This is a genomic window from Pseudoalteromonas sp. 2CM28B (assembly GCF_023161935.1).
The window spans coordinates 12172-27580 of record NZ_JALNTH010000050.1; the positions used below are offsets into that span (position 1 = coordinate 12172).

The 15409-nt window shown below is 40.6% G+C and carries 14 protein-coding genes; 12 read left to right on the forward strand and 2 right to left on the reverse strand.

The genetic code is table 11. The features are described 5' to 3' along the window. Position 1 precedes the first annotated feature (1 nt). The 8 genes from MTN96_RS33105 (at position 2) to MTN96_RS33140 (ending at position 9122) form a co-directional block, all read left to right on the forward strand. Positions 2-1255, forward strand: a complete 1254-nt coding sequence (locus MTN96_RS33105; RefSeq protein WP_248534273.1) for a DUF819 domain-containing protein — start codon at positions 2-4, stop codon at positions 1253-1255. A 9-nt stretch (positions 1256-1264) separates the two neighbouring features. Then, complete coding sequence (kdsA, locus tag MTN96_RS33110) at positions 1265-2119, forward strand: 3-deoxy-8-phosphooctulonate synthase (protein ID WP_054983446.1); 855 nt, start codon at positions 1265-1267, stop codon at positions 2117-2119. A gap of 128 nt (positions 2120-2247) precedes the next feature. Beyond that, positions 2248-3144, forward strand: a complete 897-nt coding sequence (locus MTN96_RS33115) for a transcriptional regulator GcvA (RefSeq protein WP_004588843.1) — start codon at positions 2248-2250, stop codon at positions 3142-3144. Positions 3145-3146: 2 nt separating this feature from the next. Continuing rightward, positions 3147-3782 (forward strand): alpha/beta family hydrolase, encoded by a 636-nt coding sequence (locus MTN96_RS33120; RefSeq protein ID WP_248534276.1) that lies wholly within the window; start codon positions 3147-3149, stop codon positions 3780-3782. Next, entirely contained in the window at positions 3779-4147 is a 369-nt protein-coding gene (locus MTN96_RS33125; RefSeq protein WP_024034182.1) for a DUF423 domain-containing protein, read from the forward strand. The genes MTN96_RS33120 and MTN96_RS33125 overlap by 4 nt, the downstream gene beginning before the upstream one ends. A gap of 17 nt (positions 4148-4164) precedes the next feature. Next, positions 4165-5250 carry a 23S rRNA (cytidine(2498)-2'-O)-methyltransferase RlmM gene (gene rlmM, locus MTN96_RS33130; protein WP_004588846.1) on the forward strand — a complete coding sequence of 362 codons (1086 nt, stop codon included), beginning with the start codon at positions 4165-4167 and terminating at the stop codon, positions 5248-5250. A 17-nt stretch (positions 5251-5267) separates the two neighbouring features. Further along, positions 5268-8582, forward strand: a complete 3315-nt coding sequence (locus MTN96_RS37220; protein WP_248534278.1) for an Ig-like domain-containing protein — start codon at positions 5268-5270, stop codon at positions 8580-8582. Beyond that, entirely contained in the window at positions 8583-9122 is a 540-nt protein-coding gene (locus MTN96_RS33140) for a hypothetical protein (protein WP_248534280.1), read from the forward strand. Positions 9123-9171: 49 nt separating this feature from the next. Here MTN96_RS33140 and cysZ read toward each other — a convergent pair whose 3' ends face one another. Further along, a complete protein-coding gene (gene cysZ, locus MTN96_RS33145; protein WP_004588849.1) occupies positions 9172-9885 on the reverse strand; it encodes a sulfate transporter CysZ in 714 nt (237 codons plus the stop codon). A 387-nt stretch (positions 9886-10272) separates the two neighbouring features. On the opposite strand from cysZ, the gene MTN96_RS33150 reads away from it, so the two are divergent. The 4 genes from MTN96_RS33150 (at position 10273) to MTN96_RS33165 (ending at position 14759) form a co-directional block, all read left to right on the forward strand. Next, positions 10273-12537 (forward strand): EAL domain-containing protein, encoded by a 2265-nt coding sequence (locus MTN96_RS33150; RefSeq protein WP_248534282.1) that lies wholly within the window; start codon positions 10273-10275, stop codon positions 12535-12537. A gap of 158 nt (positions 12538-12695) precedes the next feature. Further along, the gene (locus MTN96_RS33155; protein WP_004588851.1) at positions 12696-13166 is read left to right on the forward strand and encodes a GNAT family N-acetyltransferase; all 471 of its coding nucleotides are present in this window, start codon (positions 12696-12698) and stop codon (positions 13164-13166) included. A gap of 268 nt (positions 13167-13434) precedes the next feature. Further along, positions 13435-14304: an MYG1 family protein gene (locus tag MTN96_RS33160; RefSeq protein ID WP_248534284.1), complete on the forward strand. Its 870-nt coding sequence runs from the start codon at positions 13435-13437 to the stop codon at positions 14302-14304. Positions 14305-14426: 122 nt separating this feature from the next. Then, positions 14427-14759 (forward strand): YnfA family protein, encoded by a 333-nt coding sequence (locus tag MTN96_RS33165; RefSeq protein ID WP_029772735.1) that lies wholly within the window; start codon positions 14427-14429, stop codon positions 14757-14759. A 44-nt stretch (positions 14760-14803) separates the two neighbouring features. Here the strand turns inward: MTN96_RS33165 and MTN96_RS33170 are convergent, their stop codons facing one another. Next, a complete protein-coding gene (locus MTN96_RS33170) occupies positions 14804-15409 on the reverse strand; it encodes a TetR/AcrR family transcriptional regulator (protein WP_248534286.1) in 606 nt (201 codons plus the stop codon).

Sequence of the window (15409 nt, forward strand, 5' to 3'; positions counted from 1 at the left end):
TATGGCTGATACTCACACTGCATTAATTACTAATGATGCTGTTGTACTGGGTTTGCTTGCTGTAATTTTAGGGTTCATTTTTAAAACCTCTAGCAGCGAAAACCCCAAACTAAAAGCATTTTATAAATATGTACCAGCATTATTGCTGTGTTACTTTTTACCTTCTTTACTCAATACGTTTGGCATTGTAGATGGACATAGTTCAAATGTTTACTATGTTGCTTCGCGCTATTTGCTGCCAGCATGTTTAATCTTACTTACCATTAGTATTGATTTAAAAGCGATTATTAATTTAGGCCCCAAAGCGCTAATTATGTTTTTAGTGGGCACGCTGGGTATTGTGATTGGTGGGCCTTTATCTATTTTAGTGGTTAGTGTATTTAGCCCTGATTTAGTAGGCGGCCACGGCCCAGATGCTGTTTGGCGTGGTATGACAACGGTTGCCGGCAGCTGGATTGGCGGCGGCGCTAACCAAGCTTCAATGAAAGAAATGTTTGAAGTGGGCGGCGATATATTCTCGGTTATGGTGACCGTTGATGTGATTGTGGCGAATATTTGGATGGCTGTTTTATTACTCATGGCTGCAAACCATAAAAAAATTGATGCTGCAACAGGGGCTGATACAACCGCCATAGAAGATTTAAAAAACCGTGTTGAGCAATACCATGCAGAGCATGCCCGCATGCCGACACTCAATGACTACATGAGCATTATTGCCATAGCATTTGGTATAACGGGGCTTGCTCATTTTTGTGCTGACTTTTTAGGGCCGTTTTTTGCAAACAATTATGCGTGGGCTAAAGAGTACAGCTTAAACAGTAAATTCTTTTGGCTAATTGTTATTTCAACCACTATTGGTATTAGTTTATCATTTACTAAAGTAAGGCAAATAGAAGCGTTTGGCGCATCAAAAGTTGCTTCAAGCTTTTTATATATTTTAGTGGCATCAATTGGCTTACATATGAACGTAACCGCTATATTTAGTAACCCTGGGTTATTTTTAATTGGGGCTATTTGGATGCTAACACACGCAAGTTTAATGCTGATTGTAGCCAAAGTAATAAAAGCCCCGTTATTTTATATGGCGGTGGGCTCGCAAGCTAACGTTGGCGGCGCTGCGTCGGCGCCTGTGGTGGCTTCTGCGTTTCACCCTTCGCTTGCGCCAGTGGGCGTTTTATTAGCTGTACTAGGGTATGGTGTAGGTACATATATGGCCTACATTTGTGGATTAATGATGCAAGCAGTAGCACCTTAAGGAATTTAAATGAACAACCAAGTAATTAATATTAATAACATTGAGCTGGCAAACGACAAACCATTTGTATTATTCGGTGGTATGAATGTTTTAGAGTCGCGCGATTTAGCAATGCGTATTGCAGAGCACTATGTAGAAGTAACGTCTAAATTAAATATTCCTTATGTATTTAAAGCCTCGTTTGATAAAGCGAATCGCTCATCAATAAATTCATACCGCGGCCCTGGTATGGAAGAAGGCTTAAAAATATTTGAAGAGATTAAAAATACCTTTAATATTCCGCTTATAACCGATGTGCACGAACCACACCAAGCAGCGCCTGTTGCTGAAGTGGTTGATGTAATTCAGTTACCTGCATTTTTAGCACGCCAAACCGATTTAGTGGTAGCTATGGCTAAAACGGGTGCCATTATTAATGTGAAAAAACCACAGTTTTTAGCACCGCACGAAATGCGTCATATCATTACTAAATTTAATGAAGCAGGTAATGATAATGTTGCACTGTGTGAGCGCGGCTCAAGCTTTGGCTACAACAACTTAGTTGTTGATATGCTAGGTATGGATGACATGAAAGCCATGGCACCAGTTATTTTTGATGCCACTCATGCACTACAGCGCCCAGGCGGGCGAGCAGACTCTGCTGATGGACGCCGTGCACAAGCTGCCGAGCTTGCTCGCAGCGGCATGGCACTGGGCATTGCGGGCCTATTTATTGAAGCGCACCCTAACCCTAATGAAGCAAAGTGTGATGGTCCATGTGCATTAGCACTTAGCAAGCTGGAAGGGTACTTATCGCAAATGAAAGCGGTAGATGATTTAATTAAAAGCTTTGCACCACTTGATACAAGCGCAAGCGATTTATAATTTAACACCTATTTAGGTAATAGTTAAAAAGCGACTTAGGTCGCTTTTTTTATTCCATTAATATACACACACAACGATGCTGTATATAATCTTAAGCATAAGAAAAACTAATTCTAAGCTTGGTTACTATGTCAAGACGAGTTCCCCCATTAAACGCACTTAAAGCTTTTGAAGCCGCGGCACGCCATTTAAGCTTTACTAAAGCAGCGGAAGAGCTGTATGTAACGCAAGCGGCAGTGAGCCATCAAATTAAAACACTTGAAGAGCATTTAGGCTTAAAATTGTTTTTACGTAAAAATCGCTCGTTATTATTAACCGAAGAAGGCCAAGGCTACTTTTTAGATATTAAAGAGATTTTTACCCAGCTGATAGATGCCACCGAAAAGCTACTTGCTCGCGGTGCAAAAGGCTCACTTACCGTAAGTTTGACCCCGAGTTTTGCTATTCAGTGGTTGGTACCTCGATTAAGTTTATTTAACGAACTCCACCCCGAAATAGATGTGCGTATAAAAGCGCAAGACCAAGACGAAAACTCGTTAACCGATGATGTAGATATTGCCATTTACTACGGCCGAGGGCACTGGAGTGGGGTTCAAACTTACAAATTGCACACCGAGTATTTAGTGCCTTTATGTAGCCCACTGTTATTAAGCGGGCATAAACCGCTTAATCAACCGAGTGACTTAGCTCAGCACACTTTGTTGCACGATACCACGCGCCGTAACTGGAAAACCTGGATGAAAACGGCGGGTGTACGTAATGTACAAGTGAATCAAGGCCCTATATTTAGCCACTCATCAATGGTGCTCCAAGCCGCGGTACACGGCCAAGGTGTAGCAATAGGCAATAGTGTGCTTGCCAAACCCGATATTGACGCGGGCCGTTTAGTGATCCCATTTAGCCACAGCTTAGAGAGTAAAAACGCGTATTACTTAGTGATAAGAGAGTCGCAAACAGAGCTGGGTAAAATAGTTTCGTTTAAAGATTGGATGCTGAGCTTAGTTGAACAAGAACAAGAGTATTAATAATGATTGAATGGTTTAAAAGCGCAACGCAGCCGGCTATTGCACAGTTTATATTTGCACATGGTGCCGGAGCTGGATCAGATTCTGATTTTATGCAGCATATGGCTAAACTCATTAGTGCGCAGGGTATTGATGTAGGTTTATTTGATTTTGAATACATGCAGATTGCTAAACAAACACAAAAACGTAGGCCGCCAGAGCGAGCCCCTAAACTGTTAGCTTATTACGAGCAAGTACTAACAAATGCGCAACCTAATTTACCGTTATTTATTGGCGGCAAGTCGATGGGCGGGCGGATGGCATCTATGCTTGCTTGTAGCTCTACACAACCGATTGCAGGTGTATTAGCGTTTGGCTATCCGTTTCATCCGCCCGGTAAGCCAGAAAAACTACGCACCGATCATTTTGCAGACATACCTTGCCCGTTTTTAGTCTTACAAGGCGAACGAGATACCTTTGGCACCCGTGAAGAGCTTAAAACGCTTTCTATGCCAAAACAGCCAAGCTATGTGTGGCTTAGCGATGGCGACCATTCACTCAAACCACGCAAAAAAAGTGGTGTGAGCGAGCTGCAAAACCGTGAAACTGCAGCGCTTGAAGCAAGTAAATTTATAGCCAATAGAGTTGAGCAATTATGATTAAATTATTTTTACTCACGGGCAGCTTTTTTTGCATGCTGTCGGTTATGTTAGGGGCGTTTGCCGCGCATGGCTTAAAAAGCCGTTTAACGGAGTATTCACTCGGGGTATTTAAAACCGCAGCTGAGTATCAAATGGTGCATGGTTTAGCGCTTATAGCCGTGGCGATTCTTATTAAGTGGGGTATTAATTTAACCGTGGCGGGAGGTTTTTTTATTGCCGGTACACTGCTTTTTAGTGGCAGTTTATATTTACTAGCCCTAAGCGGCATGAAGTGGTTAGGCCCAATAACCCCATTAGGTGGGTTATGTTTTATAATTGGTTGGGTTGTTATTTTAGTGCAAGTTGCACGATTTAAGTTTTAAAGAGTTTAAGGGTTAATATGTCTAGTGTTGTGATTTATTGTCGTAGTGGTTTTGAAAACGATGCGGCTGCTGAAATAACGTTTCATGCTGCCGAGCAAGGTTTTGCCGGCTATGTAAAAGCCAAACCAAATACCGGCTACGTGATTTATGAATGTTTTGAAGCGCAACACAGCGACGAAATAATCAAAAAGGTCGACTTTAAAAATATGGTATTTGCGCGCCAGTGGTTTGCTGGCACGTTAATCGAAAATATGCCGGTAGAAGATAGGGTCACTGCATTAAAAGAAGCCGCAAAGGATTTTCCTTTGTGTAGTGAATTGCGCGTAGAAACTCCCGATACTAACGAAGGCAAAGAGCTACTGACCTTTTGTAAAAAAATATCAACGCCGTTAAAAAAAGCACTCGAAAAGCAAAACACGGTATTACGTGAGCCAAAGGCAAACCGCCCGGTAATGCATGTACTATTTTTAGCAAACAATGCCGCGTATGTAGGGTATTCGTATAGTTATAATAATTCGCCGTTTTTTATGGGCATTTTACGTTTACGTATGCCAAGTGACGGACCGAGCCGCTCAACGTTAAAACTTGACGAAGCCTTTAATGTTTTTATCCCTGAAAAAGAGCGAGAAGCGCGAGTACAACCAGGCATGCGAGGGGTTGATTTAGGCGCTTGCCCAGGCGGTTGGACCTATCAATTAGTACGCAGAGGCATGTTTGTTAGCGCAATAGATAATGGCCCAATGAACGATAGTTTGATGGAAACAGGCCAAGTTAAACACTTTAGAGCCGATGGTTTTAAATACCGCCCAGAAAAAAGAAATATTAACTGGTTAGTGTGCGATATGGTGGAAAAACCAACCAAAGTGACTAATCTAATGATTGACTGGGCAGTAAATGCATACGCCAAAGAGCTGATATTTAATTTAAAGCTGCCTATGAAAAAACGCTTTGATAGTGTTTATGAATGCCTAACGATGATCAAAGAAGAGCTTACTAAGTACGGTATAACCTATGAGTTGCAAGCTAAGCATTTGTATCATGATCGTGAGGAAATTACCGTTCATTTAAACGTTGTTAAGGTGCCCCAAAATTTGTATAGCTAAATCATAGAGGCATAAAAGTGGTATTAAATAATGTTTATAAATGGCTAGGATTACTTTTTTTATCACTTTTAATAGCCGGTTGCGGCGGCGGTGGCAGCGATAGTGACGCCACCGATAGTGGCTCAACTGGCAATACCGCCCCTACTGTGAGTGTTGATGTAAGCAGCAGCGTTATTGTTGCTAACCAAACCTTTACTATTACGGCTCAGGCAAGCGATAGTGACGGGCAGGTGTCTAGTTATCAATGGCAGCAGCTGTCGGGGCCTGAATTTACCTTTACTGCCAATGGCAACATACTCACAGCAACGGCCCCCAGTGTAGAGAGCGACACTGATTTTAGCTTTTCGGTGCTAGTAACCGATAATGACGGCGCCACTACAGAGCAAGTGTTCTCTGGGACTATCACGGTTCAAAACACTCCTCCCACAGTTAATATTACAGGCCCAAGCAGTGCACTGGCTAATACCCAAGTGAGTTTAATTGCTAACGCACAAGATATAGATGGCACAATTAGCACCATAGTGTGGGTACAATCTGCTGGCTCCTCCATCGAATTTAGCCAAACTGAAGGTGAATTAAGCTTTACCGCCCCAAATGTAAGTGAAAATGAAACGCTTGGTTTTAGTGTCACTGTAACCGACAATGCCGGGGGCACTGTACAAAGCAGTGCGACGGTACTTATTACGCAATTAAATAGCGCACCTAGTGTTACCTTAGCTGGGCCTGACGAGGCAATGCAAAATGAGTCAGTGACAATAACAGCTACAGCGCAGGACAGCGATGGCACCATTAGCGAGCTAAGCTGGCAGCAAACAAACGGCCCCGTGGTCGAATTTACGCAAACCGACTCCAGCATTACGTTTAATGCCCCAACGGTTGCTCAAAATACCAATATTACCTTTTTAGCCACCGTTAGAGATAACGACGATGCTACTAATAGCGCCCAAAAAACGGTGATTGTGGTGCCACTCAACAATCCGCCTGTGGCAGACGATGTAACCGTTGAGGTGCAATATAACTTAAGTGCTGAATTTAATTTGACGGTAAATGATGCCGATGGCGATACGGTACAAATTACTTTTCCAGATGACTTAGAAGGGGCGCAGGTGAGCGTTATTGATGCCCAAGCGCTGCGCTTTAGCTATACACCGCCTGTAAATAGTATTTCTGCAAAAAGCTATACACTGACTGCTAGTGATGGTGAAGACAGCACCAACTTTTTACTTAATACGACAATTATTGATACCAGCGCTGCAACGGTGACAGAAATAACGCCTAATGGGGCAGATGAACCGGTATTGGTTGACACCCCCATTAGCATTACGTTTTCTGATGTGATGCTGAGCAGTTCGTTAACCGTAAATAGTAGCGCGGGGAGCTGTGAAGGCAGTGTTCAGGTATCAAGTGATGATTTTTCAAGCTGTGTTGCACTTAATGTAGAGAGCTTATCTGGAGCGCCTGATGAGACGAGTGACTATTTTAAAAACGTTAACTTAAGCGCTGATTTTTCAGAAAACACGCTTTACAAAGTGCGTGTAAATGATCAATTAGTTAATTTTTCTGGTACTGCTGCGACAGCAGGCCAAGTGAGTGAATTTACCACCTCAACCCAAGATTTAAAAATAACCGAACTCATATCGGTGCAATTTACTAATGATACGCCCTGGGTAGAGATTTATAACGGCACTGGAGAGGCTGTTAATTTACAAAACTATTCATTAAAAACGCGCGCAATTAATATGCTTGATAGCTCAGTGAGCGCAGAGCAAGTATTTACATTACCCAACAAAGTATTAGAAAACGGCAGTTATATTTTACTGCAAAGTCGTTTTGGTGATGAGTTTTTAGCAAGTGCGGCACTTAATAACCCTAAAATTGTGCTGGTGGGTAACCAAAGCGATGCGCTACGTCCTTACTGGTATATAAATGGCTTTGCAGAGTTATTAAATAGCGCCGCCACACAAACAATCGACTTTGTTAAATTTGGTAATTCTACCCAGCAACCGGTTAGTGCCACGCAATGGCAAGGCGATAACGCACCTCAAATGCAGGCCGAACAAGGCTCAAGCTTAAAACGTGCGCTTAATGCAACAGATACTAATCAAGCAAGTGATTGGGTTTACTCAGTGTTTAATACGCCGGCAGGGCAAAATGATATTAGCTGTGATACCGATACAGATTTAGATGGGATCCCTGATTGCAGTGAGCAAGAAGGCGCAACGTTTGGCGGGCTGCCTTTATATGAATGGGGCGCACGGGTAAATCAAAAAGATATATTTATAGAAATTGATTATATGGACAGTACCGATATAGGTATTACGCCACAGCGTACAGCATTAGAAAAAGTAGTAAGCGTATTTGCAAGTAACGGCTACACAGTGCATTTTGATGTAGGCGATTTGTTTGACCAAAGCACGGGTATTTCCACCGCTAACTTTGATTTAGGAGGCGGTACAACCGTACCGTTTAACAGCTACACGCCCTTTGAATATGACCAAGGTACTGCTAATTTATTTTCCTATAAAATGGAATATGCCGATACAACGCGCCGCCCAATTTTTCATTATTTATTAATGGCAAACAGTGGTAACGAAGATGGCAGCATTAGTGGCTCAGGTATTGCCGAAATAAATGGTAATGACCTAATGCTGACTATGGGCGGATGGGGGTTATCGGTTGATGATCAAACATCACAAAATGTGACGAATAATTACCAAGCGTCTACTATTTTTCATGAGTTGGGGCATAATTTAGGGCTTTATCATGGCGGCGACGAAGAAGTGAACTTTAAGCCAAATCATTTAAGCTCAATGAATTATCTATATCAATTAACGGGGCTTGCAAGCATAGGTAATAACGAAGGTGACCGTTATTACGACCGGTTTTATACCAACAACATTAACTGCGACCTTGTGCCAAATACCAATAATCAAACAGGATCAACGGATGATTTTATCATTGATTATTCAAACGGCAGCGCTGCAAATATAAATGAAAGTGCTATTGATGAAAGCGCAGGATTAAACAGGCCTGGCTCTGAAGCGGTCGATTATAATTGTAATGCAATTTTAGGCGATACATTAACTAACTTTGATGCAAACCAAGACTCGCAAATTACTGTATTAACGGATACCGATGAGTGGAGCATGATTAACTTACAGTTTTACTCACAAAGTGCAGGTAACCGATTTGGTGTGGCAAATACAATGAGCCATAAGCTGTATCAACAGCAGCGTGCTCAAGCTGTTTCTACTTCATTGCCTAGCTATATAAAAGAAGCAGCGCCAAGCGAGGCTATAATTAATCAAATTAAAGCAATTAAAGAGCGCTAAATGAGCTACCGATTTATAAAAGCTGCACTTTTACAAGGAGCTATTATTTGTTTAGTTGCTGCCTGTAGCCAAGGTGCTATTAATAAAGCCAGTAGTAGCCATAGTAGTGAATGGTTACTAACTGATGCGCTTTATTATAATAACAAGCCAGTAAATTGGCAGCAAAGGCGTGTAAACGGGTGCAGCACGTGTTTAATACAAAACGACTCTGTACTTCAGCCCGAGGGCATAACGCGTTTTAATACGCTTTATAAAGATGGGGAGTGGGTTGCAGTACAGGAGCAAAGCAGTTTAAATGTTATAAGGTTAAAACTGCCTTTGCACACCCCCTATTTGTATGTTGAGCAATTAGCAAACGGTGAACTTAAACTGTTTAATCAGCAACACACTTATAAAACTAAAATAGGCGAAGTCATTAACATTACTTTTAAAAAGCAGTTATTCTCGATAGTGATCACAGCGTTTACTTTACAAGATGAAAAAAGTGCAACACTGCCACGGCGCGCAAGACTAAATTACACTGCACTTAAGTTGATATAGATAAAATAAAAGCACCAAAAGGTGCTTTTATTATTTGCTATAGTGTTTGTTAGCCCGCTCGGTATTTAGAGCGATAATTATCTACCCACAAACGAGTAGCGCCACACACAGCAACGGGCATAACAATTAGGTTAATAAATGGGATTGCAGTGAGCAGCATAACAGCAAAGCCAAAACCATAAGATAAACCTTGTTTAGACTTTAAATCGTCTTTCATTTGCTTAAAGCCTACTTTATGGTTATCGAAGGCAAAATCTTTGTATTGCACAGCATACATCCAACATGTAAATAAAACCCATAACACTTGTCCAATAACGGGTAAAATCCACAACAAAATAAAAAAGCCAATAGCGCGGGGTAAGTAATAGCAAAGCTTTGTCCACTCTCTGCCTACCATGCGTGGAATGTCTTTTACTAAATCAGCAAAACCGTCGTCATTTATTTTTTGACCCGTTAAATAAAGCTCTACTTTTTCGCTGAGTAGTCCGTTAAAAGGGGCTGCAATAAAGTTGGTTATTACCGTAAATAGCATGCTGTAACTAAATAGCACCACAAGCACGGCAATGGGCCACATTAACCATTCAAGCCAGCTTAGCCACTCAGGTAACATGTTGTTTATATAATTAAAGCTGTCGCTTAACCAACCAAATAAAAAGAATAATGAACTACCAAACAATAAAATATTAAGTAAAAGTGGAATAAGCACAAAGCGCTTAAGGCCTTTTTGGCTAATTAATTTAAAGCCTGAAAAAAAATATTCCATACCTTGTATGATCTGCACAGTAACCTCAAAAAAGACTCATATCTGCATGCAGTATAATTAGACTGATAATTTTGAACAGCCTTTTTAAGTAACAAAGTGTTAAACCTGCAAAATTTTTAAAAAGTTTTAGAGTGTGTTGGCTGGATTGTTTTTGTTATGGATGTTTATTTTTTGTTGCAAAATAATGTAGGCTTAACGCATACTAAAGTTGTTTTTTTACCTATTTTATTAAAAAACAATTTCCATAATCGTAATAATAAAACTCGCGCTGTAAGTTTATTAACTATACTCATTTTAAATATATGAACTAAGAGCAGGAATTTGTTGATGCACTGCACTTTTTTAAAGTGCGTAGCAACATAAAAGTACCTAGATGCATGGTGAAGTATGAATACTGCAAAACTAAAACAATTGTTATCTCACCAGCAGGATATATTATCTAAAATCGCGTTAGGCATTGCCTTAGACGATATTTTACAAGATATTTGTTTAGCTATAGAGCAAGTTATTGAAGACAGCTCTGCAAGATGCTCAATACTGTCTTTAACAGGTAATCAGTTATTTCATCGTGCTGCCCCAAATATTGACGATGAATATTTAAAGGCCATTAATGGTGTGTTTATAGGCCCTAATGTAGGGTCTTGTGGCACCGCGGCTTATAAAAATGAGCAAGTTATTGTGCAAAATATTGACCTTTCGCCCTTGTGGGAAGGTTACAAAGATTTAGCGCACAGCTACGGTTTATATTCTTGTTGGTCAACCCCGATTATTTCAACCACCAGTGAAATATTAGGCACTTTTGCTATTTACCACGGCGCCCCTAAAGCGCCTACACAGCAAGATTTAGAACTCATTGACTATTTTGTACACTTTTCTAGCATAGCACTTGAAAAAAGCGCAGAGTCGCTCAAAGCTAGGCAGCTAGTGGCAGACCTGCAAAAAAGTAATGAAAAATTTAAAGCATTTACGCAAGTGATGCCCGATCTTATTTTGATTTTGAACGAAGAGGGCGTCTATACCGATATTTACGGAACCTCGAGTGACTTATTACTTGAATCGCCCACCGATTTAATTGGTCAAAATGTGCAAGACTTGTTCCCAGTTAAAGATGCCGACATGATCATGGGGATTATTAAAAAAACCATTCGCACCAATGAAATGCAAATATTTGAGTACGATTTAGCCGTGCCCAAAGGCCACATAACCTTTGAAGGAAGAGCGGCTGCACTTACTAACTATCAGCCAGAAAAACCAGAACTTAAGCACGTAGTGTGGATGGCAAGAGATGTGACCCTTCGCAAAAAAGCCGAGCAAGAAGTTCAACGGCTTGCGTTTTTTGATCCGCTAACAGGGCTCCCTAATAGACGAATGCTCAGCGACAGCCTAGCAAAGTGTGTGGAGCGTATTAAACGCACCAAAAAAACGGGCGCATTGCTGTTTTTAGATGTTGATAACTTTAAAAGAATAAATGATTCATTAGGCCACGGCGCCGGAGATCAAGTATTAATAGAATTAGCAAAACGCTTAGGTGGCGTAATACGATCATCTGATACTTTAGCTAGAGTGGGCGGTGACGAATTTATTATTTTACTCGAATACATTGGCGAGCATAACCACCAAGCCTGTATTGAATCTGAAATAGTCGCTAAAAAAGTACAAGGCGTGTTTAATGATAAGTTTGCAATAGGGGAGCTGGCATTTCAAGTTAGTTGCAGTATAGGTATTTGCTTAATTAATGAAGAGCACACAGCCACCGATAACATATTAAAATTTGCAGATACTGCCATGTACCGCTCTAAGGCAAAAGGCGGCAATAGCTGCAGCTTTTATGACCCTAAACTGCAAACTTTACTCGAAAACCAAGCCGAATTAGAAACGGATATTGTAAGAGCAATCGCAAATAACGAATTTTGTGCGTATTTTCAGCCGCAAATTAGTATGCAAGGAAAGATAGTAGGTGCAGAAGCCCTGATAAGGTGGATACACCCTAATAAAGGGGTTATTGCGCCTAATCAGTTCATTCCTATTGCAGAGCAATATGGCCTGATTCAAAAACTGCAAAACATAGTGCTTCGCAATATATGCAGCCTTATTAATCAACTTAATGAAAAAAAAATGATAGATGAGCACTTTAGCGTATCTATAAATATTAGTCATATACAGTTTAATTCTGCGCAGCTTACCCGTGAGCTCTGCTCTACAATTAAAGAGTTCAACATAAAACCGCAGCATATTAAACTTGAGATCACCGAAACCATGCTATCGGGCGATATTGACAGCACAATAAAGCAAATGACGGAGCTACAAGAACAAGGTTTTGTGTTTTCTATTGACGACTTTGGTACAGGGTATTCCTGTTTAGCCCATTTAAATGCTTTCCCCGTACAGGAAATAAAAATTGATAAAAGCTTTATCGATAAGATTTTAGATAAAGGCAAAGGCTTTAATATTGTTAATACGATTATAAGCCTGGGCAAAAGTTTAGACATTACTGTTGTTGCTGAAGGTGTAGAGCAAGAGGCGCAATTTGAGTTACTAAACTTGCTCAATGCAGATTGTATACAAGGCTATTTAGTCGCAAAACCTATGAATGCCAGTAATTATATTAAGTGGCATGCCCATCAATTAAAAAAGCAAAGCCTAAGTGCTTAGCAGGCTGTGCGTCGTTTTTGTAAATTAAGCTAACGTTTTAATAAAGCTATTTTTACCTTATTAAAACATTTTGTTTAAACAACACTAGGAACACGCGTATTAAGTATATATTATGAAGCCACTATAACGATTCAAAATAATAAAATGGACGACAAGAGATGCAGTTAGTCGAATTAACCCCTAAGGATCCTGATGTAGTTAATGTGTTTGCAGATATAGATAGACTGATAAACTCCTTATACCCCGTGGCTACAGCCCAATCTCTCAAATTAGAAGAATTAAGCAAAGACAACGTTTACGCAATTGGTTTAAAAAACGAAGATGGCATTATTGCCTGTGGCGCTATTGTTAAGCAAAATGACGGCGCGCTATATGGCGAAATAAGGCGTTTATACGTAAAACCAAGTTACCGTGGTAGAGGTTTTTCAAGACGCATAATGCAAAACCTCCTGCATTACGCCGGCGAAACAAAAATTCCACTTATCCGATTAGAAACAGGCCCAAAGCAAACCGAATCAATTAGTTTATATGAAGATTTAGGTTTTGCTCGCTGTGCAAGCTTTGGCTCGTATCAAGATAACCCACAAAGTGTATTTATGGAGCTTGCTCTGAGCCCTGAGCCAGAATAAATAAGCTATTTACTACTGTGTGCCTATAGCTGACTCTGTAGGCGCAAAAAATACTTCACTGTTTTTCACTGCTATCTTCGTATAAAATTCGCCACGTATATTTAATACCTGTGCACAGTAATACTTAATGATTTTAAGAGGCAAAACCTGGCTATAAACAAGCTTTTTTGCTTCAAAATAAATTACTTGATTAAGCAAACGGGTATAAACCTTTATTTAGCACTTCATAAGTGAGAATTTTATCTTTTTTAAAAGTAGCCCAAAACCAATGAGCGATTTAACAGTAGTAACCCACAGTGGTAATTTCCATGCCGATGACGTGTTTAGTATTGCGGTACTTAAGCATGTATTGCCTGCCTTTAACTTGGTACGAACCCGCGATAAAGCAGTAATAGAAAGTGCCGATATTGTTGTTGATGTAGGTGGTGAATACAACCCTGACACAGGACGCTTTGATCACCACCAACGCGGCGGCGCAGGCGAGCGCGAAAATGGCACGCCATACTCGTCATTTGGCTTAATTTGGAAAAAGTATGGTTTAGCACTGTGTGATAATAACCAAGCGGTGGCTGATAGAGTTGACGCTGGTTTAGTCTCTACAATTGATGCCATAGATTGTGGTTACGTTAAGGGTGTGGTTGAGGGCATAACGCTTAGCCAAACGCTATCTATGTTTAATCCAACATGGGAAGAGGAAGGCAATTTTGATGAATGCTTTGATGAAGCCGTTGAGTTGGCAGCGCGTTTATTAACCCGTTTTATTGCCTCAGCAAAAGGAAGCATTAACGCCAAAGATATTGTTGCAAAAGCAATAGAAGAGGCAAAAGATCCCCGCGTGATTATTTTAGAAAAATACACACCATGGAAAAAAACAGTACACCATTTATCAAGCGACGCTTTATTTATGGTTTACCCTTCGCAAAACGGCCAATGGATTATTCAAACTGTACCAGTAGAGCCCGGCTCGTTTGAAGACAGAAAGTCACTGCCTAAAGCGTGGGCTGGTTTATCTGACGAAGAGTTTCAAGCTGAAACAGGCTTAGACGACGCTGTATTTTGCCACAATGGTTTATTTATAGCCGGTACTAAATCGTTCGAAAGTACAATGAAGCTGGCCGACGCGGCCTTAGCTGAGTAACCTGTTTTACTTAAATATGGGTAAAAATTTTTTACCCAGAATTCGCACTATTTTAGCTAAGTAACTAGTTTGCAGTTACTTAGCTTTATTATGCTCTCGTTATTTAAATCACGTGAGGTTTTATGTTTGAAGTAAAAACTATCGCGCTATTTATTATTACCGCACTGGCAGAAATTATTGGCTGTTACTTACCTTATCTTTGGCTTAAAGAAGATAAATCCATATTCCTTTTAATACCTGCAGCAATCAGTTTAGCGCTATTCGCGTGGTTGCTTACGTTACACCCCGCAGCCGCTGGACGGGTGTATGCCGCGTATGGCGGTGTGTACATATGCGTGGCTTTACTGTGGTTATGGGCAGTTGATGGCGTAAAGCTTACAATGTGGGATGTAGTGGGCGGGGCGGTTGCCTTACTGGGCATGGCTATTATTATTTTTGCACCTAAAAGCGCTTAAAAAGTACGCCATATTAAAGGTAAAAAACGCCTTGCAGGCCACTGTTAACGCATATATCGCGCAATTAAATTGCCAACTACTTTTTTATAAGTAAGCGTTAAAGCTGGATTATCTATTAAGCTTGTTTGTACAACATGCCCGGTATATAAGCCATAAAACTCATACGCAAAAATGCTCGGCTCTTTGTCTTGGCTAAAGTAGCCTTGTGCTTGGCAGTTAACTGCAAGTTTAGTGAGGTAGTTAATCATTTTTAAGTGTTGGTCTTGCATAAACTGCCTTACCAAACAGTTGGGGCTTGCTTTAAACTCTACCGACGCTTTAATGAGCGGGCAACTTGCCTGCTTACCAGGCGATACCGTATCTAAAAAATTGAGCCACTCAAGCCAGCGTTGCTGAAAATTATTTAAATGAATTAACGCATCTTCATCAGCAGATATATCAACAACCTGTTTTCTAAACTCTTCTTCGGTGTAGGCCAAAATAGCCACTTGCATATCTTCTTTATTGGCAAAGTGTGAGATCACCCCAGTACGCGACATGTTAGTCACTGCCGCTATTTTTCCTATCGACAAGCTATAAAAACCATGTGCAGCCGCATAGGCCATTCCTTTGTGCAAAATATTGCGTTTTGTGCTCTCACTTTTTTTCAT

Coding starts and splice junctions, on each gene's coding strand:
- MTN96_RS33160 (WP_248534284.1), top strand. CDS start 13,435: ATGAGCGATTTAACAGTAGTAACCCACAGTGGTAATTTCCATGCCGAT.
- MTN96_RS33105 (WP_248534273.1), top strand. CDS start 2: ATGGCTGATACTCACACTGCATTAATTACTAATGATGCTGTTGTACTG.
- MTN96_RS33140 (WP_248534280.1), top strand. CDS start 8,583: ATGAGCTACCGATTTATAAAAGCTGCACTTTTACAAGGAGCTATTATT.
- MTN96_RS33150 (WP_248534282.1), top strand. CDS start 10,273: ATGAATACTGCAAAACTAAAACAATTGTTATCTCACCAGCAGGATATA.
- MTN96_RS33120 (WP_248534276.1), top strand. CDS start 3,147: ATGATTGAATGGTTTAAAAGCGCAACGCAGCCGGCTATTGCACAGTTT.
- cysZ (WP_004588849.1), bottom strand. CDS start 9,885: ATGGAATATTTTTTTTCAGGCTTTAAATTAATTAGCCAAAAAGGCCTT.
- rlmM (WP_004588846.1), top strand. CDS start 4,165: ATGTCTAGTGTTGTGATTTATTGTCGTAGTGGTTTTGAAAACGATGCG.
- kdsA (WP_054983446.1), top strand. CDS start 1,265: ATGAACAACCAAGTAATTAATATTAATAACATTGAGCTGGCAAACGAC.
- MTN96_RS33170 (WP_248534286.1), bottom strand. CDS start 15,409: ATGAAAAAAAGTGAGAGCACAAAACGCAATATTTTGCACAAAGGAATG.
- MTN96_RS33155 (WP_004588851.1), top strand. CDS start 12,696: ATGCAGTTAGTCGAATTAACCCCTAAGGATCCTGATGTAGTTAATGTG.
- MTN96_RS33165 (WP_029772735.1), top strand. CDS start 14,427: ATGTTTGAAGTAAAAACTATCGCGCTATTTATTATTACCGCACTGGCA.
- MTN96_RS33125 (WP_024034182.1), top strand. CDS start 3,779: ATGATTAAATTATTTTTACTCACGGGCAGCTTTTTTTGCATGCTGTCG.
- MTN96_RS33115 (WP_004588843.1), top strand. CDS start 2,248: ATGTCAAGACGAGTTCCCCCATTAAACGCACTTAAAGCTTTTGAAGCC.